This is a genomic window from Arthrobacter sp. Soil736 (assembly GCF_001428005.1).
In the GTDB taxonomy this organism is placed as follows: domain Bacteria; phylum Actinomycetota; class Actinomycetes; order Actinomycetales; family Micrococcaceae; genus Arthrobacter.
This window is the reverse complement of record NZ_LMSB01000012.1, coordinates 444-22,874: the sequence shown is the minus strand read 5'-3', so window position 1 is coordinate 22,874 and position 22,431 is coordinate 444. Positions and strand designations below refer to the sequence as shown.

Annotated in this window: 17 protein-coding genes and 9 pseudogenes; 20 read left to right on the top strand and 6 right to left on the bottom strand. The window is 65.4% G+C overall.

The window, feature by feature from the left end; all coding sequences use genetic code 11:
* Positions 1-15: 15 nt before the first annotated feature.
* Both ASG92_RS08535 and ASG92_RS08530 read right to left on the bottom strand, forming a co-directional pair.
* A complete protein-coding gene (locus ASG92_RS08535) occupies positions 16-816 on the bottom strand; it encodes an alpha/beta hydrolase (RefSeq protein ID WP_056626806.1) in 801 nt (266 codons plus the stop codon).
* An 84-nt stretch (positions 817-900) separates the two neighbouring features.
* The gene (locus ASG92_RS08530; RefSeq protein ID WP_056626804.1) at positions 901-2,256 is read right to left on the bottom strand and encodes an aromatic acid/H+ symport family MFS transporter; all 1,356 of its coding nucleotides are present in this window, start codon (positions 2,254-2,256) and stop codon (positions 901-903) included.
* 172 nt (positions 2,257-2,428) lie between these two features.
* On the opposite strand from ASG92_RS08530, the gene ASG92_RS08525 reads away from it, so the two are divergent.
* The 12 genes and pseudogenes from ASG92_RS08525 to ASG92_RS08480 all read left to right on the top strand — a co-directional run bounded on the left by ASG92_RS08525 (position 2,429) and on the right by ASG92_RS08480 (position 13,292).
* Positions 2,429-3,262, top strand: coding sequence for a PaaX family transcriptional regulator C-terminal domain-containing protein (locus ASG92_RS08525; RefSeq protein ID WP_082579392.1), 834 nt, complete (start codon positions 2,429-2,431; stop codon positions 3,260-3,262).
* Between the two features lie 120 nt (positions 3,263-3,382).
* Entirely contained in the window at positions 3,383-4,957 is a 1,575-nt protein-coding gene (locus ASG92_RS08520; protein ID WP_056626803.1) for an FAD-dependent monooxygenase, read from the top strand.
* Positions 4,950-6,986 (top strand): acetate--CoA ligase family protein, encoded by a 2,037-nt coding sequence (locus tag ASG92_RS08515; protein ID WP_056626801.1) that lies wholly within the window; start codon positions 4,950-4,952, stop codon positions 6,984-6,986. Before ASG92_RS08520 ends, ASG92_RS08515 begins: the two co-directional genes overlap by 8 nt.
* Positions 6,983-8,656 carry an AMP-binding protein gene (locus ASG92_RS08510; protein WP_056626795.1) on the top strand — a complete coding sequence of 558 codons (1,674 nt, stop codon included), beginning with the start codon at positions 6,983-6,985 and terminating at the stop codon, positions 8,654-8,656. The genes ASG92_RS08515 and ASG92_RS08510 overlap by 4 nt, the downstream gene beginning before the upstream one ends.
* A 10-nt stretch (positions 8,657-8,666) precedes the next feature.
* Positions 8,667-9,247: pseudogene (locus tag ASG92_RS27215) on the top strand (cupin domain-containing protein); the annotation flags it as partial.
* 669 nt (positions 9,248-9,916) lie between these two features.
* A partial coding sequence (locus tag ASG92_RS27205) for a cupin domain-containing protein (RefSeq protein ID WP_157372167.1) occupies positions 9,917-10,200 on the top strand: 284 nt, incomplete at its 5' end.
* Positions 10,201-10,358: 158 nt separating this feature from the next.
* Positions 10,359-11,183, top strand: a complete 825-nt coding sequence (locus tag ASG92_RS08495) for a fumarylacetoacetate hydrolase family protein (protein ID WP_056626793.1) — start codon at positions 10,359-10,361, stop codon at positions 11,181-11,183.
* A pseudogene (locus ASG92_RS29695) lies at positions 11,183-11,554 on the top strand (maleylpyruvate isomerase N-terminal domain-containing protein); the annotation flags it as partial. The gene ASG92_RS08495 and the pseudogene ASG92_RS29695, both read left to right, overlap by 1 nt.
* A gap of 1 nt (position 11,555) precedes the next feature.
* Positions 11,556-12,033: pseudogene (locus ASG92_RS29690) on the top strand (maleylpyruvate isomerase family mycothiol-dependent enzyme); the annotation flags it as partial.
* Between the two features lies 1 nt (position 12,034).
* Positions 12,035-12,235: pseudogene (locus ASG92_RS29685) on the top strand (maleylpyruvate isomerase); the annotation flags it as partial.
* Between the two features lie 60 nt (positions 12,236-12,295).
* A complete protein-coding gene (locus ASG92_RS08485; RefSeq protein ID WP_200951935.1) occupies positions 12,296-12,865 on the top strand; it encodes an adenylate kinase in 570 nt (189 codons plus the stop codon).
* 79 nt (positions 12,866-12,944) lie between these two features.
* On the top strand, positions 12,945-13,292 hold the full coding sequence (locus tag ASG92_RS08480; RefSeq protein WP_056626789.1) for a nuclear transport factor 2 family protein: 348 nt from the start codon (positions 12,945-12,947) through the stop codon (positions 13,290-13,292).
* 286 nt (positions 13,293-13,578) lie between these two features.
* Here ASG92_RS08480 and ASG92_RS08475 read toward each other — a convergent pair whose 3' ends face one another.
* Positions 13,579-14,835 carry an FAD-dependent oxidoreductase gene (locus ASG92_RS08475; protein WP_056626788.1) on the bottom strand — a complete coding sequence of 419 codons (1,257 nt, stop codon included), beginning with the start codon at positions 14,833-14,835 and terminating at the stop codon, positions 13,579-13,581.
* Positions 14,828-16,192, bottom strand: a complete 1,365-nt coding sequence (locus tag ASG92_RS08470) for an aromatic acid/H+ symport family MFS transporter (RefSeq protein ID WP_200951917.1) — start codon at positions 16,190-16,192, stop codon at positions 14,828-14,830. Before ASG92_RS08470 ends, ASG92_RS08475 begins: the two co-directional genes overlap by 8 nt.
* A 48-nt stretch (positions 16,193-16,240) precedes the next feature.
* On the opposite strand from ASG92_RS08470, the gene ASG92_RS08465 reads away from it, so the two are divergent.
* The 6 genes and pseudogenes from ASG92_RS08465 to ASG92_RS27200 form a co-directional block, all read left to right on the top strand.
* Positions 16,241-17,062 (top strand): IclR family transcriptional regulator, encoded by an 822-nt coding sequence (locus ASG92_RS08465; RefSeq protein ID WP_056626786.1) that lies wholly within the window; start codon positions 16,241-16,243, stop codon positions 17,060-17,062.
* Between the two features lie 144 nt (positions 17,063-17,206).
* A pseudogene (locus tag ASG92_RS29680) lies at positions 17,207-17,787 on the top strand (cupin domain-containing protein); the annotation flags it as partial.
* A 1-nt stretch (position 17,788) separates the two neighbouring features.
* Positions 17,789-18,444: pseudogene (locus tag ASG92_RS29675) on the top strand (cupin); the annotation flags it as partial.
* Positions 18,445-18,613: 169 nt separating this feature from the next.
* Positions 18,614-19,441, top strand: coding sequence for a fumarylacetoacetate hydrolase family protein (locus ASG92_RS08455; protein ID WP_056626785.1), 828 nt, complete (start codon positions 18,614-18,616; stop codon positions 19,439-19,441).
* Positions 19,441-19,817 (top strand): annotated as a pseudogene (locus tag ASG92_RS28210) (maleylpyruvate isomerase N-terminal domain-containing protein); the annotation flags it as partial. The gene ASG92_RS08455 and the pseudogene ASG92_RS28210, both read left to right, overlap by 1 nt.
* 1 nt (position 19,818) lies before the next feature.
* Positions 19,819-20,387, top strand: a pseudogene (locus tag ASG92_RS27200) (maleylpyruvate isomerase family mycothiol-dependent enzyme); the annotation flags it as partial.
* A 189-nt stretch (positions 20,388-20,576) separates the two neighbouring features.
* Here the strand turns inward: ASG92_RS27200 and ASG92_RS08440 are convergent.
* Positions 20,577-20,843, bottom strand: a complete 267-nt coding sequence (locus ASG92_RS08440; RefSeq protein ID WP_056626784.1) for a DUF1876 domain-containing protein — start codon at positions 20,841-20,843, stop codon at positions 20,577-20,579.
* Between the two features lie 285 nt (positions 20,844-21,128).
* Between ASG92_RS08440 and arfB the strand changes: the two genes are divergently transcribed.
* Both arfB and ASG92_RS08430 read left to right on the top strand, forming a co-directional pair.
* On the top strand, positions 21,129-21,551 hold the full coding sequence (gene arfB / locus ASG92_RS08435; RefSeq protein WP_056626782.1) for an alternative ribosome rescue aminoacyl-tRNA hydrolase ArfB: 423 nt from the start codon (positions 21,129-21,131) through the stop codon (positions 21,549-21,551).
* 173 nt (positions 21,552-21,724) lie between these two features.
* Complete coding sequence (locus ASG92_RS08430; protein WP_056626780.1) at positions 21,725-22,009, top strand: hypothetical protein; 285 nt, start codon at positions 21,725-21,727, stop codon at positions 22,007-22,009.
* A 77-nt stretch (positions 22,010-22,086) separates the two neighbouring features.
* Here the strand turns inward: ASG92_RS08430 and ASG92_RS28955 are convergent.
* A pseudogene (locus tag ASG92_RS28955) lies at positions 22,087-22,431 on the bottom strand (integrase); the annotation flags it as partial.

Below are 22,431 nucleotides of genomic sequence, written 5' to 3'. Positions count from 1 at the left end.
TTACCTGTGCCCGGCCTAATGCCGCAGGAATGACTTGATGGCGTCAGCAACGCCCGCGGGATCCAGAACGTGGGCCATGTGACCCTGCCCGGGGAGAATGCTCTCGGTTACGTCCCGCAGTCCCTGCTGGAGGCGTCTGGTTGCACCGACCAGGTGAGCCGGGCTCGCTTCGCCAACAAGCAACAGCGTCGGGACGTCAGTTTCGACATACTCCCGAATGAGGACGTTTGTCCGGTCTATCTCGCTGAGTTCACGGGTCCAGGTGGGGCTGAGCTCAACCATTTCTGGCCATAGCGGCGATGCAGCCAGGGCTTCGGTTTCATCCGGGGAGATTCGCAGAAAGTGGGCGGCGGCTATGCGCATCGCTTTGTCTCCGTTTCCCTCCTCTACTGCTGCTGCGTACTCCTGCAGTGCCGCTCCCGCGGTAGGCGCGTCAACAGGCAGCGGCGGCTCGTAGAGCACCAGCGAGGAAACCGACGCTCCGGTGCGCACGGCCTCGAGTGCGCAGATCGCCCCATAGGAGTGTCCAAGCAGGGCAGATCCCTCACCGGCGAGGTTGAGCACGGCTTTGATGTCGTCGGCTTCGTTGCGTAGAGAGTAGGCGTCGGCGTCGGCGCTGAGTCCACGGCCGCGGCGGTCCATGATGTACACCGTATTGGCGCCGGCCAGTTGCTCGGCCACGGCCAGCCATTGCTCGCCGGTGGAGATGCTTCCATGGACAAGGACGATGGGACTGCCGGACCCTAGCTTGCGAAAGCCGATCAGCGTGCCGTCGAATGATTCCACGGTGTGGTTGCTGATGCGCTGGGTTTTCATGGGAACTCCTTGGTCATTGATCGGTTAATCGTTGTGCGTTGCGTGCACTTCGGTGGTGGCCGCAAATAAAACCGGGCGGGCGCGTTAGTGCGGGATAGCGTCTGTGGAGACAGCCGGCGCAGCAGCCGTGCCCTCACCGGTCTTCGCAGCCTCGGTCTGAAGCCGCGGTACGGAGAGTACGGCGACCACGCCCACTGCTGCCGCGATGGCCCAGACGGAGAAGTTGATGAAGTTGCCCAGCGAGGCGGCGACCAGGACGCCGCCGCCGGAGATGGCCAGGACCGCGCCGATCCGCCCGATGCCCAGCGTTATGCCCAGGGCTGTGGCCCTCGTTGTGCCCGAGAAGTAGGTTGCGACGAAGCCGTTGACCAGGATCTGGGCTCCCACTGAGCCGAAGCCCACGACTGCGACCAGCAGGTACATGATGGGAAGTGGCATGATCCCGGTTCCCATGAGAACCAAAGCGAATCCGGAGCTGGCGAACGAGGTCGCGGTGACCGGCCGGGGGCCGAAGCGGTCGGCCAGGCGGGAGGACACGAGCACGCCCACGACGGCGCCGATGTTGACCGTCAGGAGGAATGTTAGGGAGGAAGCCAGTGAGTATTTGGCGATGACCATGAGTTGCGGCAGCCAGGTGTTCAGCCCGTATACGAGGGTCTGGCCACAGATACCGGCCAGGCAGAAGAGGATCATCGCGCCAAGCAGGCGCCCGGTCAGCAGGGTGCGGAAACGGCCGGCTACGGGTGCCTCGTCCCGTGCCGGTGCTTCGGGTAGTGGTTCCAGCCCGTAATCGGCGGTTATGCGTTCCGCCTGTGCCCGGTCCCCCTTGGCTGCGAGGAAGGCCGGGGATTCGGGAAGGAACTTGAACAGCAGGGGGACAACGGCGAGGAGTGGAACGCCGCCCAGGGCCAGCATTCCCTGGAATCCGAGTGAAGGCAGAAAGGCGAGGGCGAGCAGCGCGGCGAGAATCCCGCCGACGGCGTAGCCGGAGAACATCAGGGCGTTATTGAAGTTGCGTCGGTTCGACTTGGAGAACTCAACGGTCAGGGCGATTGCCGTCGGGATGACACCGCCCAGTCCGAGTCCTGCCAGGAAACGGAACAACCCGAAGAGCCCAGGCGTCGGCGCCCACGCAGTCATGAGCATCAGAAGCGAGAAGGCCGCTATGGAAACCATCATGACCGTCCGGCGGCCGACGACGTCCGTGAGGTACCCGATGAGGATGGCGCCAATGAACATGCCAGCCAACGCATAGCTGCCGATGGCACCGGTTTCCACGGGGGTTAGTCCCCAAGCCTCGTAGGCCAAGAGCTTGGGAACGATTGCGCCATAGACAACCAAGTCGTAGCCGTCAAAGACGATTGCCAGGAAACAGAGAAAGATGACGATGGCCGGCGATTTGACGGGCCGCATCGACGAAGAGGATTGGGGGAAAGCCATGAGGGACTCCAAGTGCTATACACAACGTTGTGGTGTGCCAGAGATGAGGGGATCGATCGTCTGTGATCTGACCCACAATCGAATGTAACATAAATCCGTTGGTCGTCAATAGGTTTGTTGCACGTTTTGTATTGGATGATTTAGACACGCGGTCAAGCACTAGAGGAGCCTTATGCAGTGGAAACCCAGAGCCTTAATCCTGGATCTTTTCGGGGATTACCTTCGCTACGCCGGGGGCGAGGTGCGCCTGGCGGACATCACAGAGCTCCTCGCCGTCTTTGACATCGAGGCGGCCACGGTTCGAGTCAACCTGTCCCGCCTGCGCAAGGAGGGCTGGTTCACCACCCGTCGCGTAGGTCGCGAAACGGTGTACTCCCTCACCCCCCACATGCTGGAGATCCTGAACGAGGGTCGCGAGCGCATCTTCAAACGACGCGAGGAAAACTGGGAAGGCCGATGGACAATGGCCATCTACCAGGTCCCGGAATCAGAACGCGCCGTCCGCGAACAGCTCCGGAAGCAGTTGGCATGGCATGGCTTCGGCCAGTTGTCGCCATCCACGTGGCTGAGCCCCCACGACTTAATGTCCGAGGTCCGCGAAATCGCAGCGGAGTATCCATTGGCCAAAGTTGATGCCCTCTGGTGCGGGACCGGCGACCTGCAGGAGGATCGGGACCTGGCGGCGCGCTGCTGGGACCTTGAGCAGCTCGGCGCCGACTATCAGCAGTTCATCCGGACATATGCAGACTCGAATGACGAGGCTTCAAACGCTGGCAAGGATGGGCGAACGGCCCTTATCGAGCGGATGCACATCATTGGCGACTTTCGCCGCTTCCCTTTCCGCGACCCCTATCTGCCGCGCGAGCTCCAGCCCTCAGGCTGGCCGAGCAGCGAGGCCTACAGCCTATTCGGGGCGGTGCACCGCCAGCTCGGACCAGCAGCCACGGAATTCGTGTCCGGCATCATTGGCCAGCCTGTCGGGCAGGGCCAGGAAGTGGCCTCGTAAAGGCCCGAGTCGCCGGCGGTGAGGAACATGTAACAAATAGTTGACGCCAAGCGCAGATTAGTTACATAATTTGGTGAGAGCTTTTCTCACTGACTTTCCAAACTTTAGAAGGTGGCATCGATGGCACTTCGCGTAGCCTGCATTGGCGGCGGTCCCGGCGGACTGTTCTTCTCAACCCTGTTCAAGCAGACCGTACCCGACGCAGAAGTCGTGCTTTTTGAACGGAACCAGGCCACGGACGCGTTCGGCTTCGGCGTGGTCTTCTCCGACGCAACACTGAATCGGATCAACGACGCCGACCCCGTGGTCCGGGACGGGCTCCGGGATCACGGCACGCACTGGGACGACATCGAGGTCTGGCTCAAGAGCGAGCGTAAGTCCTTCACCGGAAACGGCATGGCCGCCATCTACCGCAAGACCCTCCTGAAGCTGATGCAGGACCGCGCAGCAGAAGTCGGCGTCGACATGCGTTTTGGCCAGTACGTGCCCGAGCTGTCCCAGCTCGATGGCTTCGACCTGATCGTTGGAGCGGACGGCGCCAACTCTTCGACCCGCGAACAGCTCGGGGAGAGCCTGGGCCACACTTCTGAAACCGCCACGGCGAAGTTCATCTGGTTCGGGACCACCTGCAAGTTCAGCGGCCTCACCTTCGTCCACCGGCAAAGCGAATTCGGCAACTTTGCCGTCCACGGCTACCCGATCAGCGATGAGCTGAGCACCTTCATCGTCGAAACCGACGAGGAAACCTGGCGGAAGGCCGGCCTCGACGAATTCGACGCCAGCCAGCCCCCCGGACCCTCCGACCTGAAGACCCAGCGGTTCCTGGAGAAACTGTTCGCCGAAGACATCGACGGTGAGCCGCTGGTGGCCAACAACTCCCGATGGGCGAATTTCCGCACCCGCCGGACCCGTTCCTGGCACAAGGGAAACGTCGTACTGCTCGGCGACGCAGTACACACCGCCCACTTCTCCGTCGGATCCGGCACGAAAATGGCCATGGAAGACGCCATCACCCTGGTCCGGGAAGTCGCTGCACACCAGGATGACCTGGAACTCGCCTTCACAAACTACGAGGCCGAGCGCCAGCCACATGTTGCTAAGATCCAGAACCAGGCCCGTGGCGGACTGAGCTGGTGGGAACATTTCGCCCGGTACTACAACTCGTTCGACCCCACTCAGTTCACCTTCCACTTCTTCTCCCGCAGCATCGACATCGACAAGATCCGCCAGCGCGACCCGGGTCTGGTTGAATCCGCGGAACAGGACTGGCTGGCCAAGCACGGCGACGCGCCGCTGGAGACATCCCTCATTGCCGGATCCGTTGAGTTCGCGGGACGCAAGCTCTCCCTCACACGCCAGGGCGGCCAGCCTTGGTTGACCGGCCCCGGCGGCCGCATTTCGCTGACCACCGTCCCGGCCGACGCCGACGCCACCACCGGACTGCTGCTCACTGCACCGGATGCCGAAGAGGGCCTTGCCGCCGTCTTTGAGCAGCTGCCGGACCGGGCTGCGGCCGTTGTCATCCAGGGCGGCAATCCGTTCACCCGCATCCTCCTCTCCGAGGAAGCCCGGCTTGGTCGCGGCCTGACCAGTGTCATCGTCGATGACCGTGGACCGGCGTCGAACTTGACCCTTGTGCTCTCCGGCCGCGCAGACGCCGTTGCCACCGCCAGCATGGAGGCTACCGATGCATAACCTATCTCCCCTGTTCGCGCCGCGCGGCATCATCGTCGTTGGCGCCTCATCCAGCCCCGACAAGCTCGGCGCAGTCATGGCGCAATCACTGTCCAGTTACCCGGCTCCCGTGGAACTCGTCAACAGCCGCGGCGAAAACGGCATGCACACCAGCATCGCCGACGCCGCAGCCGCGATCCCGGGCGGTCCGGACCTGGCCGTACTCTGCGTACCTGCCTCCGCCACCGCCCAGGCATTGCGCGACAGCGCGGCGAACGGCGCCAAAGCAGCGCTGGTCTGCGCCGGCGGATTCGCTGAAGCCGGCGGCCCCGGTGTCGAATTCGCGCACCAGGTGGAGGATGCCGTCCGTGACACCGGCATCCGGCTGCTCGGTCCGAATACGTCCGGCTTCTTCGTTCCGCGCCGGAACTTGCGCGCCAGCTTCGTGCCCGGCGTCGCGGAACTCGAACCGGGTTCGGTGGCGGTAGTGGCGGCCAGCGGCGGAGTGAACCACGTTCTGGCCTTCCGCCTCCAGCGCTCGGGCGCCGGCGTCAGCCTCGCCGTCGGCATCGGCGCAGGCACCGACATCACAGCACCCGACGTCCTGGACTACCTGATCACCGATGAGCAAACCAAGGCCGTTGCCCTCCATTTGGAAACCGTGACAGACGGACCGGCCCTTATCGACGCCGTCTCGCGCCTCAGCGCCGTCAAGCCGGTAGTCGCCTTGGTGGTTGGCCGCAATGACGTCTCCGAGTTTGCCCAGTCCCACACCGGGGCTCTGGCTACGTCCTGGCGCACCACGCGCGCTGTCCTCAAGCAGGCGGGCGCTGTGATTGTCGACGACGAGAACCAGCTCGTTGCCTCTGTCACCGCCCTTGCCGGGCGCCGGCTTGCGCCGGCGGCAGACCCGGGGGTCGGGCTGATCACGGGGCAGGCGGGCCCCGGGCTACTGATCGCCGACAGCCTCCACACCGCCGGCGTGACGCTGCCCCGCTTGGCGCAGGAAAGCCAGGACGTCATAGGAACGTTGTTGCCGCCGTTGACCTTCCAGGCCAACCCGGTGGACACGGGCAGGCCGGGACCGGGATACGAGAAGATCGTTGCGGCCGTGGCCGATGACCCGGCTATCGATGTCGTCGCTGTGTACGGGCTGACCGAGCCCGTGGCGGACCTCCCGCTCGCCGTCGCCAATTCCGGCAAGGCAGGCACGATGCCGTTCGTCATCGGCGTGGACGGCCCCGACGGTGACCTCGAACGTGCACGGAAGTCCGCGCAACAACATGGGCTGCCACTGATCTCTGGACCAACATCGCTGGCCCACGGCATCGCCGCGTTGGTCAACGACGCCCGTGGTCAGTTCGTCCGCGCCCTCGCCCCTGAGCGCGGCGTCACGTGGCCGGACCTCAAGGGACCCTGGGACGAGAACCGCGCCAAGGAACTCCTCGGCGCCCTGGGCATCGCCACCCCAGCGCGGCGCAGCTGCAACACCCGTGCCGCCGCCCATGAGGCCCTGTCAGAGCTCGGCGGCCCCGTAGCCGTCAAGCTACTCGACGCCGCCATCCTGCATAAAACCGAGATCGCCGGCGTGCACCTGGGGGTAAACTCCCCCGAGGCCATGGACCGTGCCTTGGATGGGCTCGAGGCCGCCGGAGCCCGCGAATTTTTAATTGAATCCATGGCCCCGTCCGGTGTGGACCTGGTTGTCGGCGTTCGCCGGGATCCCGTCTTCGGACCGATCGTTGTTCTGGGCCTGGGCGGCACCGCAGCCGAGGTGTTCGCCGATATTTCCATCCGTTCCGCTCCGCTGTCGGACCGCGCAGCGGAGGGCATGCCGAACGATCTGCAAGCCCGCGAAATCTTGTTTGGCTTCCGTTCCGGACCGATGCTGGAGACAGCGGATCTGGCAGGCCTGTTGGTCATACTCGGCGATGCCCTCGTTTCCAACGACGCCATCGCGGAGATCGAAATTAATCCCTTGCGCCTGACCCACGACGGACTCGTGGCGCTCGATGCCGTAGTTATCAATGTCGAGGAGGACATGAAATGACCAGCCACACCAGTGAGGGCACCATCCCCTGGCCAGCAGATCTTGCCGCAGAGTTCCGCGCCAAAGGCTACTGGGAGGACCGCACGCTCGGCGCCCACATACTCGACACAGCCGACCGGCTGCCGGAAAAAATCGCGATAGTGGACGGGGACGTCCGGCTCAGTTACGCCGAGCTGGCCAACAGAATGGACGCTGCCGCGGAACGCCTCCTCCAGTTGGGCCTGAAAGCGGACGACCGCATCATGGTCCAACTACCCAATGGCTGGCAGTTCACAGTACTGACCTTGGCATGTTTCCGGGCCGGGATCATTCCGGTGATGGCTCTGCCGGCACACCGGCAATATGAGCTGTCCTTCCTCATCGAACTCTCCGAATCGCGGGCCATCGCGGTACCGGACGTCATCAAGGACTTTGACCACCAGGCGATGGCCGAAGAACTCGCGTCAAGTATTCCGTCCCTGGAGATCATCCTGGTTTCCGGTGCAGCGACCCCCCTGAATGCCCGACTCGAGGACATCCTGGCTCCCGGCAAGGATGTCTCAGGCGCCCGCGCCAGGCTGGACGCCGCTGCGCCATCCCCTGACTCGCCGGCCCTGTTCCTGCTCTCAGGAGGCACCACCGGTCTGCCCAAACTCATCACCAGGACTCACAACGACTACGCCTACAACATCAAAGCAACATCAGTTCCCACCGGAGTCACCGAGCACACTGTTTACCTGGGCACCCTTCCAGCGAGCCACAACTTCCCCCTGGCCTGCCCCGGCATCCTCGGAATCCTGTTCGCCGGCGGACGCGTGATCATGCTGCCCAGCCCCGAACCGCGGAAGGCCTTCGCCGCCATCGAACGTGAGGGAGTGACACTTTCGACGGCGGTCCCCGCAGTCGCCCAGCGATGGATCGAGTACCAGCAGGAAACAGGCACCAAGCAGCTGGCCAGCCTCGAAGTGCTTCAGGTCGGCGGTTCGCGCCTGCCGGACGAGATTGCCCGGAAAGTGAAGCCAGTCCTTGGCGCAACCCTGCAGCAGGTCTTCGGCATGGCAGAGGGACTCATCAACACCACCCGACTGAATGACCCCGAAGACGTCATCTGCACGACACAGGGACGCCCTGTTTCCGATGCCGACGAGGTCCGCATCGTCGATGAGACCGGCGAGGAACTGCCAGACGGAGTTCCCGGCTCCATCCTTACCCGTGGACCCTATACTCCGCGGGGCTACTACCGCGCCCCCGAAGCCAACGCACGGGCGTTCACCCCCGACGGCTGGTACGCCAGCGGTGACATTGTCGAGCGGCGCCCCGACGGAAACCTGATCGTCCAGGGCCGCGACAAGGACATGATCAACCGCGGCGGAGAGAAAATCTCGGCCGAGGAAATTGAAAGCCTGGTCTACCGGATCGACGACGTAACCATGGCAGCCGCCGTCTCCATGCCCGATCCGGTGCTGGGTGAACGGCTCTGCCTCTACATCACCGTCAAACCCGGACACGAAGTAACACTTGAACAGATCCAGGAGATGCTGCGCCAAACGGGTGTGGCCGCATTCAAAATCCCTGAACATCTGGTGGTCCTCGACGAGCTACCCACGACCAAGGTGGGCAAGATCAACAAGAAAGAGCTACGCGCCGACATCGCCGAACGGCTGGCCTCCGCCAGCGCCCACTCAAAGTAGGGAGGAAGCCATGATCGAGAACACGACCCATGAATCTCTTGCCGCCAGCCACGCCCTGCCTGAGCCAACCCCAGAGGAACAGGCTCAGCTGGACCAGCTGTACAAGGACTTCGACAAAGAGAACCTGATCCCGCTGTGGACCGAGATCGCGGATCTGATGCCGATGGTCCCGTCTCCGAAGGCGGTGCCCCATGTCTGGCGGTGGAGCGATCTGTATCCGCTGGCTGCCCGGGCCGGTGACCTGGTGCCGGTGGGCCGCGGCGGGGAACGCCGCGCGATCGCCCTGGCGAACCCGGGCCTGGCGGGTACGCCGTATGCCACGCCGACTTTGTGGGCGGCGATCCAGTACCTGGGTGCCCGCGAGACCGCCCCGGAGCACCGCCACTCACAGAACGCGTTCCGCTTCGTCGTCGAGGGCGAAGGCGTCTGGACCGTGGTGAACGGGGACCCGGTGCGGATGTCCCGCGGCGACTTCCTGCTCACGCCGGGCTGGAACTTCCACGGCCACCACAACGACACCGACCAGCCCATGGCCTGGATCGACGGCCTGGACATCCCGTTCGTGCACTACGCCGACGCCGGGTTCTTCGANCCGGGCTGGAACTTCCACGGCCACCACAACGACACCGACCAGCCCATGGCCTGGATCGACGGCCTGGACATCCCGTTCGTGCACTACGCCGACGCCGGGTTCTTCGAGTTCGGCACCGAACGCGTCACCGACGAGGCCACCCCGGACATCTCCCGCTCCGAGCGGCTCTGGGCCCACCCCGGCCTGCGGCCTCTCTCCGGACTGGATGACACCACGAGCTCCCCCATCGCCGCGTACCGCTGGGAACACACCGACCGCGCCCTGGCCGAGCAGCTGCTGCTCGAAGACGAGGGCCACCCGGCCACCGTCTCCCAGGGCCACGCNCTGCCCCGGCCCAGTTAATGACACCACGAGCTCCCCCATCGCCGCGTACCGCTGGGAACACACCGACCGCGCCCTGGCCGAGCAGCTGCTGCTCGAAGACGAGGGCCACCCGGCCACCGTCTCCCAGGGCCACGCCGCCGTCCGCTTCACCAACCCCACTACCGGCGGGGACGTGATGCCGACCATCCGGGCCGAATTCCACCGCCTCCGCGCCGGCGCCACCACCGAAGCCGTCCGCGAGGTCGGCTCCAGCGTGTGGCAGGTCTTCGAAGGCACCGGCGCCGTGGTCCTCAACGGCGAGACCAGGACCTTGGTAGGCCGATCGGGTCCTGCCCCGTCAGCCNTGCCGACCATCCGGGCCGAATTCCACCGCCTCCGCGCCGGCGCCACCACCGAAGCCGTCCGCGAGGTCGGCTCCAGCGTGTGGCAGGTCTTCGAAGGCACCGGCGCCGTGGTCCTCAACGGCGAGACCAGGACCTTGGAGAAGGGCGACCTGTTCGTCGTCCCGTCCTGGCAGGAATGGTCCCTCCAGGCCGGAACCGAATTCGACCTGTTCCGATTCAGCGACGCCCCCATCTTCGAACGACTGAACTTCAACCGCACCTACACCGAAGGACGCAACAAGTAATGAGACTCCTCACCCTCCGCACTCCGAACGGCACGACGACGGCTGTCCGCCAGGACGGCGACACCCTGACCGAAATCAGACCACACCACGCACGNCGACGCCCCCATCTTCGAACGACTGAACTTCAACCGCACCTACACCGAAGGACGCAACAAGTAATGAGACTCCTCACCCTCCGCACTCCGAACGGCACAAAAGCCGTGCGCCAGGACGGCGACACCCTGACCGAAATCGGCGGCTTCGCCGACGTCGGGGAACTGCTCCGCGACTCCGCGTGGGAGGAAAAGGCGAAGGCGGCCAGCGGCGCCACGCACGCGCTCGACGGCGCGGACCTCGCCCCGGTCGTCCCCGCCCCCGGCAAGATCATCTGCGTGGGCCACAACTACCGCAACCACATCAAGGAAATGGGCCGGGAGATCCCCGAGTACCCCACCCTGTTCGCCAAATACGCCGAGTCCCTGATCGGCCCGAACGATGACCTGGCCCTGCCGCAGGAATCCGACACCGTGGACTGGGAGGCCGAGCTCGCCGTCGTGATCGGCAAGAAGGGCCGCCGGATCAGCGAAGCCGACGCCCCCGACCACATCGCCGGGTACGCCGTGCTCAACGACATCAGCATGCGCGACTACCAGTTCCGCACCATCCAGTGGCTGCAGGGCAAGACCTGGGAAAAGTCCACCCCGTTCGGCCCCGCCCTGGTGACGAAGGACGAGTTCAGTGCCGGCCCGATGATGACCTCGGCCGTGGACGGCGAGATCCAGCAGCAGACCCCCACCGGCGACCTCGTCTTCACCCCGGAGTTCCTGGTCTCCTACATCTCCACGATCATCACGCTGAACCCGGGCGATGTGATCGCGACCGGCACGCCGGGAGGGGTGGGCCACGCGCAGGACCCGAAGCGCTACCTGCAGGAAGGCCAGGTCCTGGTCACCACCATCGAGGGACTGGGCCAGCTGAAGAACCGCGTGGTCAAGGAGGCCTGATGGTCGCCCGGACCGACCAGACCACCGACCCGGAGCTGCTCGAGGGTTTGCTGCAGGCGCGGCGGGGCACCGCGTTCTTCGCCCGCAAGCTCAACGAGCTCTCCGACGCGGAGCTCGACGGCGCGTCCCTGCTTCCGGGCTGGACCCGCCGCCACGTGACGGCCCACATCGGCTACAACGCGCGGGCCATCGCGCGGCTCATCGAGTGGGCGGGCACCGGCGTGGAGACACCCATGTACCCCTCCACGTCGGTGCGGGACCACGAAATCGACTTCGGCGCCACCCTGCCCCCGATCGCGCTGCGGAACCTGTTCGACCACTCCGCGGTGCACCTGAACGTCGAATGGCGCGACCTGCACGCCGACGCCTGGNCGGCGCCACCCTGCCCCCGATCGCGCTGCGGAACCTGTTCGACCACTCCGCGGTGCACCTGAACGTCGAATGGCGCGACCTGCACGCCGACGCCTGGCACCACAAAGTCAAAACGGCCCAAGGCCGCGTGGTCCCGGCCGAGGAAACCGTCTGGATGCGCACCCGCGAAGTCTGGATCCACGCCGTCGACCTAGACAACGGCGCCACCTTCAGCGACATTCCGGTACCCGTCCTGGAACGGCTGCTCAAGGACATCACCGGTGCCTGGCACACCCGGGGCACCGATGCGGGCCTCGTGGTCAAGGTAACGGACCGCGATCTCACGTTCGGGGACCCGACGTCGACGTCCCCCACCGTCGTCTCCGGACCCCTGCCCGCCGTCGTCGAATGGGCCGCAGGCCGCGGCACCCAAGGCGTGAAAGCCCCCGCGGCCAGGGCCGACAGCACCGCCCCGAGCAACATCTGGGCAAGGGTCATGNACGGACCGCGATCTCACGTTCGGGGACCCGACGTCGACGTCCCCCACCGTCGTCTCCGGACCCCTGCCCGCCGTCGTCGAATGGGCCGCAGGCCGCGGCACCCAAGGCGTGAAAGTAACAGGCACCACTGCGGCTGGTGCCGCCGCGACGGCGTCTAACGCCCGCCTGCCCGAGGTGCCCGCAGCGCCCAAGTGGATCTAGTCCACAGATGGACACACAGCTACACCAACGGCACAATGAAGGGCTTTTGCGATGACGAGAATGTTGATTATCGGACCTCCGGGTTCCGGCAAGGGTACGCAGGCGGAACGGATCTCCGAACGCCTCGGCGTCGTTGCGATCTCCACCGGCGACATCTTCCGCGCCAACGTCAGGGGTGAGACGCCCTTGGGCGTCGAGGCCAGGAAGTACATGGACGCCGGCGATTTCGTGCCGGACAGCGTCACCAACAAGATGGTGCGCGACCGCCTCAGCGAGGACGACGTCGAAAGCGGCTTCCTCCTGGACGGTTACCCCCGCACCACCGCGCAGGTGGACTACCTCGATGAAATCCTCTCCAACGGCGAGCAGAGGCTGGACGTTGTCCTGCAGCTGACCGCCGATGATGAGGAACTCGTGTCACGCCTCCTGGGCCGCGCGAAGGAAACCGGGCGCAGCGACGACAACGAAGCCGTCATCCGCCACCGGCTGGACCTCTACCACGAGCAGACCGAAGCCGTCGTGGCCAAGTATGCCGAGCGCGGCATCCTGACCCAAGTTGACGGCATCGGCGGCATCGACGAGGTCACCGACCGCGTGATGGAAGCCATCAAGGCAATACAGGCAGCCTGACCCAGGACAACAGTTTGAATGCTCCTCCGACATCGCGAGGAGCCATCAAACTCCCGGAAATAAAACGGGAACGGAAGCGGTGGTCCGCAGCATCCTGGCCGCCATCGACGCACAAGACTTCGCAGCAATGACTGAACTGCTCACCGAAGACGCACACCTGACATTCTGCAGTGCCGAGACGACCGTCGGTAAGGCGGCACTGTTCGGTGGTGGCAACAAGCTCATGGAGGCCGTCACAGGAATGCGCCACGAGATCCACCACCTAGGGACCATTGACGACGATGTCGTGGTGACCGAGATGACCGTGCACTACGAACGCCGCGACGGAAGCCGGGTCTCCCTTCCGTGCGCGAACACTTTCCGTGTCCGCGACGGACGAGTCCACGACTACCGCATCTACATGGACATTGCCCCTGTGTTCGCCTGAGTCGGGCGCTTCCGTAGCGGTTCCAACGGATCCGTCCCTGCCCCCCTGACCTCAACGACCTGCCGCTACGGAGAAGACCATGTCCGGAACCATCACAACATTCGCTTTCATCGGCGGTCGGGCGACATTCACTGAAGCTCCGGCGCGCGCGCACGACGCCTCACACCGGCACTAAATCCGCGGCGCCTCGTTGGGGAACTGAGCCGGTCCGGTCATCGACACGATGACCGGACCGGCTTTTGCATTGATGGGTCATCCGGCAACGGGCCGGGGACCCGTCACAAGTTCAGGCGGATATCCGGTCCGCCAGGCTGGGGTGTGCCGAGCGAACGGCCGGCACGCCGTCGCCTTCCTGGCCGTAGAGCCAGTCGTTGTACTGGAAGTCGTTGTCCTTCCGGCTCTTGAAGAGCAGGTTGCGCAGCGTCCGGGCCAGCCCGGAGACGTGCCAGGATTCGCCCCAGATGCGGGCGGTGCGCTGGACCCGGGCGGTGCGGCCGGCACGGAGCTCGTTGAATTCCCGGATGGCGTCGTCCCAGGCTCCCGGATCCACGCCATCCGCGGTGAACACGGTGCCGCTGGTGGCGTCCTGCAGCACGGCGGCGTCCTCGAGGGCTTGGCAGGCGCCCTGGGCGAGGTACTGGAGCATCGGGTGCGCGGCGTCGCCCATCAGGACCATCCGGCCGGCGACCCAGTTCTCGATCGGGTCGCGGTCGTACATTGGCCAGCGGATGCCGGTGGCCAGGTTCTTGAGCGCTTCCTGGACGGCCGGGACGCAGTCCTTGTAGGCTGCCTCGAGCTCGTCGACGCCGCCGTACTGCTCCTCGCCGCGCTCGAAGGAGGCGGACTTGAAGACGGCCACGGTGTTCAGCAGTTCGCCCTTCCGCAGCGGGTACTGCACGAGGTGGCAGTCCGGGCCGAGGTAGACGATGACGTCCTCGAGGTCGGCCTTGGGGGTGTTTTTGGTGATCGGCACCGTGCCGCGGTAAGCGACGTATGCCGACGAGACCGGCTTGTCGTTGGCCACGAGCGGACGCAGGGTGGACTTGAGTCCGTCGGCGCCGATCACGACGTCGGCCTCAAAGTCCACACCGGCCGCGGTGTGGGCCACGCCCCGGCCGTTCACGGTTTCAACGCTCTCGACCATGACGTCGTTGACGAGCTTGACGCCGGCCGCCTCGCAGGCTTCCAGCAGGACCCGGTGCAGGTCGCTGCGGTGGATCACGACGTACGGTGCGCCGTAGAGTTCCGCGAATTCCCCGCCGAGCGTCTGGCGGGTGAGCTCTTCTCCGGTGACGGCGTCGCGGAAGACCAGGTGCTTGGGCTGGACACCGATCTCCAGTGCCTTTTCCAGCAGGCCCCAGCGCTGGAGGACGCGCGAGGCGTTGGGGGCCATCTGCAGCCCCGCGCCGACCTCGCCGAATTCGGGGGCCCGCTCTACGAGGGTGACGTTGGCGCCGTTTTCACGCAGCGCGAGGGCTCCGGCCAGTCCGGCCATTCCCCCTCCGATGACGAGGACATCGGTGGACGTGGCGTGCTCAGACATTGCTTGCTCCTGTGTGTGAGGGTGAGTGGGAGATTGAGAGTTTTGACTTGAGTTTGAGGCCGACGGCGGCCAGCAGTACCGCGGCGATGGCGGCCGCACCGGCGAAGGCCAGGAAATTGGAATTCACGCCCAGTCCGGCGGCCAGCAGGAGGCCACCGACCTGGGGTGCGGCGACGGCACCGATGCGGCCCGTCCCCAGCGCCCAGCCCAGCGCGGTCCCCCGCAGATGCCCGGGATAGTGGCTCGCGACGGCGGCGATGATGAGGCACTGCGTGCCGTGCGTGCCGACGCCGGCGAGGACCAGCATGAGGTAAACGACGGCGACCGGCGGTCCCGTGACCAGGACCACCAGCGCTCCGGCGGCGACGGCGGCCGCGGCGATCGCCGTCGGAATCGGACCGAAGCGGGTCCCGGCCCAGGCCGTGATGACCGACCCTGCCACCGCACCCAGGTTGAGGGCCAGGGCGAAGGTCAGGGCGGACCCCAGATTGTAGCCGGCCAGCTGCATGAGGTTGGGCAGCCAGGTGCCCAGGCCGTACCAGGCGAACAGGGTGGCGATCGTCGCCAGGGCGAACAGCATGCTGACGCCAAGGTACGGGGCGCGGAGCAAGGAGGAGAAGCCGGACGGTTCCTTGATCGTGTTGCCCTTGCCGGCCGCCTTGCGGGCAGCCTTGCCTGTTGCACTGCCTGTGGCGCGGACCGGGGCCAGCGTCTCCGGAAGGTATTTCAGTCCCAGCGGCACCACGACCACCAGTGCCAGCACGGCCACGAGGAACATGGACTGCCAGCCAAAGGCGGGAATCAGCTGGATGCCGACAAGGGCGGCGATGGATCCGCCGATCGGGACACCGGACATCATCAGGGTGGCGATGGTGGACCGCCACTTGGTGGGGACAAGCTCGGCAACGAGGGCGTTCGCCGAGGGCACCAGGCCGCCGAGCCCGATGCCGGCGAGGAGCCGCAGGACACCGAAGACGGCGGCGCTGGGGGCGAAGGCACAGAGGACGGTGAAGACCGAGAAGACGATGGCGCAGCCCAGGATGGTGCGGCGGCGACCCCACGAGTCCGCCATCCGGCCGGCAAAGATCGCCCCGATCATCATGCCGAGGAAGGCCATGGACCCGATGGTCCCGGCGGTGGCCTTGTTCAGGCCCCAGCCGGTCTCGGAGATCAGGGACGACTGGACAGTGCCGTAGACGATGAGGTCGTAGCCATCGAAGACCACCAATAGCCAGCAGACGAGGACGGCCAGGACGGATCGGCGGGGGAACCGGGATGTGCGCCCATCTCCGGTGACGGTAGGGGAAAAACTCGGCATAGACCGCTCCGGCGCTGCAGCGGAAGGTGTGTGATTCATGCCACCACTGTCGTGGCAGCCGAAGATGAACCTCAATACAATTCTGTTATGCAGAATATTCCTCCGCGCCCCCCGAAGAAAGCGCCCGTCCAGAAGAAGCCGAGCTATTCCATCGAGGCAGTGGACAACGCACTGCAGCTCCTTCAGTTGCTCCGGGACGGCGGGGCGCTGCGGCTCAAGGACGCCGCCGCGGAGCTGGACGTAGCTCCGTCCACCGCCCACCGGCTGCTGGCCATGCTCGTCTACCGCGGCTTTGCCGTACAGGACGAGACCCGCCGTTACGTTCCGGGACCGGCCATGGGCGTGGGGCCGGCCGGGCTGAGCTGGACGCGCCTGCTCCGTTCCGTGGCGCAGCCCCACATGGAACTCCTGTGCGGCCGGGTCAACGAGACGGTGAACCTCATGGTCCGCGTGGGTACCAAGGTGCGATTCCTGGCCACCGTGGAAAGCAACAACGTCCTCCGCGTGGGCGACCGCCAGGGCACGGTGCTGCCCGCAAACAAGGCGTCCGGCGGGAAGGCAATGCTGGCCGAACTGGAGCTGCCGCTGATTGAGCAGCTCTTCCGGAGCAACAACGCGGAAATCGGCGGCGACAGCATTCCGGACGACGAATATCCGGGCTTCCTCCGTGAGCTCGAAACCGTCCGGGCCAACGGCTTTGCCGCCAATTTCGAGGGCACCGAGGATGGCATCAGCGCTCTGGGAATGGCCTTGCACAACCGCGCGGGGCAGGTCGTGGGGGCGCTCAGCGTGGCCACGCCCGTGACGCGGTTCCGCAGCGCCTTCGACGCCGGCCTGGTCTCAGTGATGCGGGAGACGTGCCGCCAACTGGAGATCGACATCGCCGCCAATCCGGCCGAGCCGGACTAGCTTGGACGCGGCGTCCAGCCGCTTCGTTGATGCGGATACCCGCACTAAATTCTGATGAGCAGAATATGTTGGAGCTCACAGCGATTCCCTCCGTACAGTCGGACCACGCCAACGAACTGTTCCGCACACACCGAGGAGGGTCCTGTGTCCATCAGCGCCGAGAACACAACTCATGAATCTGTCGCCGCGCAGCATAGCGCTGCGGAGCCGACGCCCGAAGAAGCCGCCCAGCTTGAGCAGCTGTACCGGGATTTTGACCGCGAGAACCTGATCCCGCTGTGGACCGAGATCGCGGATTTGATGCCGATGGTCCCTTCCCCCAAGGCCGTGCCCCACGTCTGGCGGTGGAGCGATCTGTATCCGCTGGCTGCCCGGGCCGGTGATCTGGTCCCCGTGGGCCGCGGCGGGGAACGCCGCGCGATCGCCCTGGCGAACCCGGGCCTGGCGGGCACGCCCTACGCCACGCCGACGCTGTGGGCGGCGATCCAGTACCTCGGTGCCCGCGAGACCGCCCCGGAACACCGCCACTCACAGAACGCCTTCCGCTTCGTCGTCGAAGGCGAAGGCGTCTGGACCGTGGTGAACGGGGACCCGGTGCGGATGTCCCGCGGCGACTTCCTGCTGACCCCGGGCTGGAACTTCCACGGCCACCACAACGACACCGACCAGCCCATGGCCTGGATCGACGGCCTGGACATCCCGTTCGTGCACTACGCCGACGCCGGNCCGGGCTGGAACTTCCACGGCCACCACAACGACACCGACCAGCCCATGGCCTGGATCGACGGCCTGGACATCCCGTTCGTGCACTACGCCGACGCCGGGTTCTTCGAATTCGGCACCGAACGCGTCACCGACGAGGCCACCCCGGACATCTCCCGCTCCGAACGGCTCTGGGCCCACCCCGGCCTGCGCCCGCTCTCCGGCCTCGATGACACCACGAGCTCCCCGATCGCCGCGTACCGCTGGGAACACACCGACCGCGCCCTGGCCGAGCAGCTGCTGCTCGAAGACGAGGGCCACCCGGCCACCGTCTCCCAGGGCCACGCCGCCACGCCGCCGTCCGCTTCACCAACCCCACTACCGGCGGGGACGTGATGCCGACCATCCGGGCCGAATTCCACCGCCTCCGCGCCGGCGCCACCACCGAAGCCGTCCGCGAGGTCGGCTCCAGCGTGTGGCAGGTCTTCGAAGGCTCGGGCGCCGTGGTCCTCAACGGCGAAACCAGGACCCTGGAAAAAGGCGACCTGTTCGTCGTCCCGTCCTGGCAGGAATGGTCCCTCCAGGCCGGAACCGAATTCGATCTCTTCCGTTTCAGCGACGCCCCCATCTTCGAACGACTGAACTTCAACCGCACCTACACCGAAGGACGCAACAAGTAATGAGACTCCTCACCCTCCGCACTCCGAACNAGTGCGGTGTCGCCGTCGACCATGGAGGTTTCGCCTTTGACGGGCGCGGAACCGAATTCGATCTCTTCCGTTTCAGCGACGCCCCCATCTTCGAACGACTGAACTTCAACCGCACCTACACCGAAGGACGCAACAAGTAATGAGACTCCTCACCCTCCGCACTCCGAACGGCACGACGACGGCTGTCCGCCAGGACGGCGACACCCTGACCGAAATCGGCGGCTTCGCCGACGTCGGGGAACTCCTGAAGGACGCCTCCTGGGAGGCGACCGCGAAAGCCGCGGCCGGCGCAACGCACCCGCTGGCCGGCGCCGACCTCGCCGCCGTCGTCCCGGCCCCCGGCAAGATCATCTGCGTGGGCCACAACTACCGCAACCACATCAAGGAAATGGGCCGGGAGATCCCGGAGTTCCCCACCCTGTTCGCCAAGTACCAGGAATCCCTGATCGGCCCGAACGATAACCTGGCCCTCCCGCAGGAATCCGACACCGTCGACTGGGAAGCCGAACTCGCCGTCGTGATCGGCAAGAAGGGCCGCCGGATCAGCGAAGCCGACGCGCCGGCCCACATCGCCGGGTACGCCGTGCTCAACGACATCAGCATGCGGGACTACCAGTTCCGCACCATCCAGTGGCTGCAGGGCAAGACCTGGGAAAAGTCCACCCCGTTCGGTCCCGCCCTGGTCACCAAGGACGAATTCAGTGCCGGCCCGATGATGACCTCGGCGGTGAACGGCGAGATCCAGCAGCAGACCCCCACCGGCGACCTCGTCTTCACCCCGGAGTTCCTGGTCTCCTACATCTCCACCATCATCACGCTGAACCCGGGAGATGTGATCGCCACCGGCACCCCGGGAGGGGTGGGCCACGCGCAGGACCCCAAGCGCTACCTGCAGGAAGGCCAGCTCCTGGTCACCACCATCGAGGGCCTGGGCCAGCTGAAGAACCGCGTGGTCAAGGAAGCCTGATGGTTGCCCGCACCGACCAGACCACCGACCCGGAACTCCTGCAGGGCCTGCTGCAGGCGCGCCGGGGCACAGCGTTCTTCGCCCGCAAGCTCAACGAACTCTCCGACGCGGAGCTCGACGGCGCGTCCCTGCTTCCGGGCTGGACCCGCCGCCACATCACGGCCCACATCGGCTACAACGCGCGGGCCATCGCGCGGCTCGTCGAGTGGGCGGGCACCGGCGTGGAGACACCCATGTACCCCTCCACGTCGGTGCGGGACCACGAAATCGACTTCGGCGCCACCCTGCCCCCGATCGCGCTGCGGAACCTGTTCGACCACTCCGCGGTGCACCTGAACGTCGAATGGCGCGACCTGCACGCCGACGCCTGGCACCANCGGCGCCACCCTGCCCCCGATCGCGCTGCGGAACCTGTTCGACCACTCCGCGGTGCACCTGAACGTCGAATGGCGCGACCTGCACGCCGACGCCTGGCACCACAAAGTGCGGACGATCCAGGGCCGGGAAGTGCCCGCCACGGAAACCGTCTGGATGCGCACCCGCGAAGTCTGGATCCACGCCGTCGACCTCGACAACGGCGCCACCTTCACTGACATCCCCGAACCCGTCCTGGAACGGCTGCTCAAGGACATCACCGGAGCCTGGCACACCCGCGGCACCGATGCGGGTCTCGTGGTCAAGGTAACGGACCGCGATCTCACGTTCGGGGACCCGACGTCGACGTCCCCCACCGTCGTCTCCGGACCCCTGCCCGCCGTCGTCGAATGGGACGGACCGCGATCTCACGTTCGGGGACCCGACGTCGACGTCCCCCACCGTCGTCTCCGGACCCCTGCCCGCCGTCGTCGAATGGGCCGCAGGCCGCGGACACGGCGGTGTCACCGCCACCGGGAACGGCACGGCAGCCCCAAACGGTACGGTTCCGGCCGCCCCGAAGTGGATTTGAGCGCTTCGCCGCCCTGATTCCGGCAGCAGACCGGAAAAGCCCCCTCGGCGAGGGGGCTTTTCCGGTTAACTCCGCGCAGGCTGCTACGACCGTCCGGCCGGACTCAGCCCAAGTGGACGATTGGGGTGTCGCCTTCGGTACCGGTGAACGTCCTGCGGCTTCAGGTCATGTCATCAACAGGGCCCAGGGCTAAGCGCGCAGGTGCGGCGTTTCCTTGGTGACTTTCTCGATATCGGCCGCGGTGACCTCGATCAGCTGATGCGCCAGGTCCGCCAGTGCGCGCGCGGTCGCCAGCTCGTCCCCGATCTCGGGGACATCGGAATCTGCCGGATTCAGCCTGGCCCACCCGATACCTTCCAGTTCATCCCGGTTCTCGGGCCGCAGTCGCGCCGTGGCCCGCGTTTGGTTTTCATGTTCGTCAATAACGATGTTCACCGACCAGCTTTTCTCTTGCATGGTGGTCGCCTCCTCGATGTGAATTCCACCATGCCAAGCTCGAGGCAGGCCGTCAAGGGTGCGTACACTCCCCCGCGGAACGTGCGCCAAAGGTCCGGAATTTCCTCGCTCGACGAGGCAATTCCTTTGGGGTCTCAGACCTCATGCAGGCCGGAAATTCCGAGCTGATCGCCGTCCATCGGCACAGGAGGAGAATGGATTTGGCTCACGTCGTCCGACCATGAATTCCTTGGCAATCCAGAACGCCAAAGCACGTGATTGACGCATCCGTGCAACACTTGTTGCATGGATCTGGAGGTGTCGCCAGCGCTCACGATTCCCGCGTCGGAGCTCGGCTGGAGGTTCTCGCGTTCGTCCGGGCCCGGCGGCCAGCATGTGAACACCTCGGACAGTCGCGTCGAGCTCTCCTGGAACGTCGCCGGCTCGGCTGTGCTCTCCGACGGACAGCGGATGATGTTGGTCGCCCGCCTCGGACGACGCCTCATCACCGGAGTGATCACCGTGACCGCCTCCGAGCGTCGCTCGCAGCTCCGCAATCGCGAGATCGCTTTGGACAAACTCGCCGAACTCGTCAGCGAGGGTCTCGCTCCCGATGCGGCTCACCGCCGCCCGACAAAGCCCACCCGGGGATCTGACCGGCGGCGCCTCGCCACAAAGCAGCAGCGGTCAGCAACTAAACGGCAGCGGCAGCGGCCGTCCGCCGAGTAGCACCGCCAGGACCCTGAGTCCGAGGGACCCGAAGCCCAATCTGTTGACAGCGTCAACACCCTCTTCCGGACGCATTTGAGCAACTCAAAGCGACTGCCGCGCTCCCCGGGCAGGGGCGCGGCAGCTATGCGTCCGAACTCGAAGTAGCCGGCGTCCGGGCGTACCCTGCATTCATGGACAACACATTCAAGATCGAACTGGTGAATGACAACGAGTACGCCGTGCGGTCGGAATCGGAAGGGCAGACAGTGGAGTCCGTTTTCCGAACCGATCCCGATTACCTTGAAAGCATTGGGCTAGCCGGGGCCGATGGGCAACGGGTTGTCGAGGAAACTGCCCGCTTCCTCGCCGAGCATCAACCAGTGATCGACTTCCCTTCCATGGTGGATCTTGAAGACATCGCTGCCGCTTATGACGATTATCCCCAGCAACTACGGACTCGCCTTGGAAAAGAGTAGTTCGGCGCTCCTGCGTAGCTTGTTTCCTCACGAAGTTTCCTGTTTGAGCCGAGCGATCGGATCCGTAGCGCCTCATGTCAAGATGCTCGCGAAAGTGTTGTGCGTGCCTCAGCTATTTGTGCTCGCGTGGATGAGGCTTCCAAGGCCCGTGTTTTTGCGGCGGCGAGGGCGATCAGTTGGGTCTGGATGGCGGTGATGCCTCGGGTGAGGTCGGCCGGGTTGGTGGCCTCCATCAGTTCGGCGAGTTCAGCGGTTTTGGCTTCGGTGAGGATTCCGGAGTCGATGACGCGATGGTATGGAGTTCGGGGCTTGTCGTAGATACGGGTCTTTTTCCCGTGTTTGTTTGAGCGCCAGCCGGTCGCTTTGGTGGTGGCGGTGAAGAGGTTCAGCCGGACCCTGACCAGGGCGTAAAGGGTGTTGAG

What these genes read in the sequence shown, in the direction of transcription:
- ASG92_RS08530 (WP_056626804.1), bottom strand. Translation starts at nt 2,256, where the DNA reads ATGGCTTTCCCCCAATCCTCTTCGTCGATGCGGCCCGTCAAATCGCCG.
- ASG92_RS08520 (WP_056626803.1), top strand. Translation starts at nt 3,383, where the DNA reads ATGGCACTTCGCGTAGCCTGCATTGGCGGCGGTCCCGGCGGACTGTTC.
- arfB (WP_056626782.1), top strand. Translation starts at nt 21,129, where the DNA reads ATGGATCTGGAGGTGTCGCCAGCGCTCACGATTCCCGCGTCGGAGCTC.
- ASG92_RS08475 (WP_056626788.1), bottom strand. Translation starts at nt 14,835, where the DNA reads ATGTCTGAGCACGCCACGTCCACCGATGTCCTCGTCATCGGAGGGGGA.
- ASG92_RS08430 (WP_056626780.1), top strand. Translation starts at nt 21,725, where the DNA reads ATGGACAACACATTCAAGATCGAACTGGTGAATGACAACGAGTACGCC.
- ASG92_RS08525 (WP_082579392.1), top strand. Translation starts at nt 2,429, where the DNA reads ATGCAGTGGAAACCCAGAGCCTTAATCCTGGATCTTTTCGGGGATTAC.
- ASG92_RS08485 (WP_200951935.1), top strand. Translation starts at nt 12,296, where the DNA reads ATGTTGATTATCGGACCTCCGGGTTCCGGCAAGGGTACGCAGGCGGAA.
- ASG92_RS08535 (WP_056626806.1), bottom strand. Translation starts at nt 816, where the DNA reads ATGAAAACCCAGCGCATCAGCAACCACACCGTGGAATCATTCGACGGC.
- ASG92_RS08455 (WP_056626785.1), top strand. Translation starts at nt 18,614, where the DNA reads ATGAGACTCCTCACCCTCCGCACTCCGAACGGCACGACGACGGCTGTC.
- ASG92_RS08465 (WP_056626786.1), top strand. Translation starts at nt 16,241, where the DNA reads ATGCAGAATATTCCTCCGCGCCCCCCGAAGAAAGCGCCCGTCCAGAAG.
- ASG92_RS08440 (WP_056626784.1), bottom strand. Translation starts at nt 20,843, where the DNA reads ATGCAAGAGAAAAGCTGGTCGGTGAACATCGTTATTGACGAACATGAA.
- ASG92_RS08510 (WP_056626795.1), top strand. Translation starts at nt 6,983, where the DNA reads ATGACCAGCCACACCAGTGAGGGCACCATCCCCTGGCCAGCAGATCTT.
- ASG92_RS08515 (WP_056626801.1), top strand. Translation starts at nt 4,950, where the DNA reads ATGCATAACCTATCTCCCCTGTTCGCGCCGCGCGGCATCATCGTCGTT.
- ASG92_RS08470 (WP_200951917.1), bottom strand. Translation starts at nt 16,192, where the DNA reads ATGAATCACACACCTTCCGCTGCAGCGCCGGAGCGGTCTATGCCGAGT.
- ASG92_RS08495 (WP_056626793.1), top strand. Translation starts at nt 10,359, where the DNA reads ATGAGACTCCTCACCCTCCGCACTCCGAACGGCACAAAAGCCGTGCGC.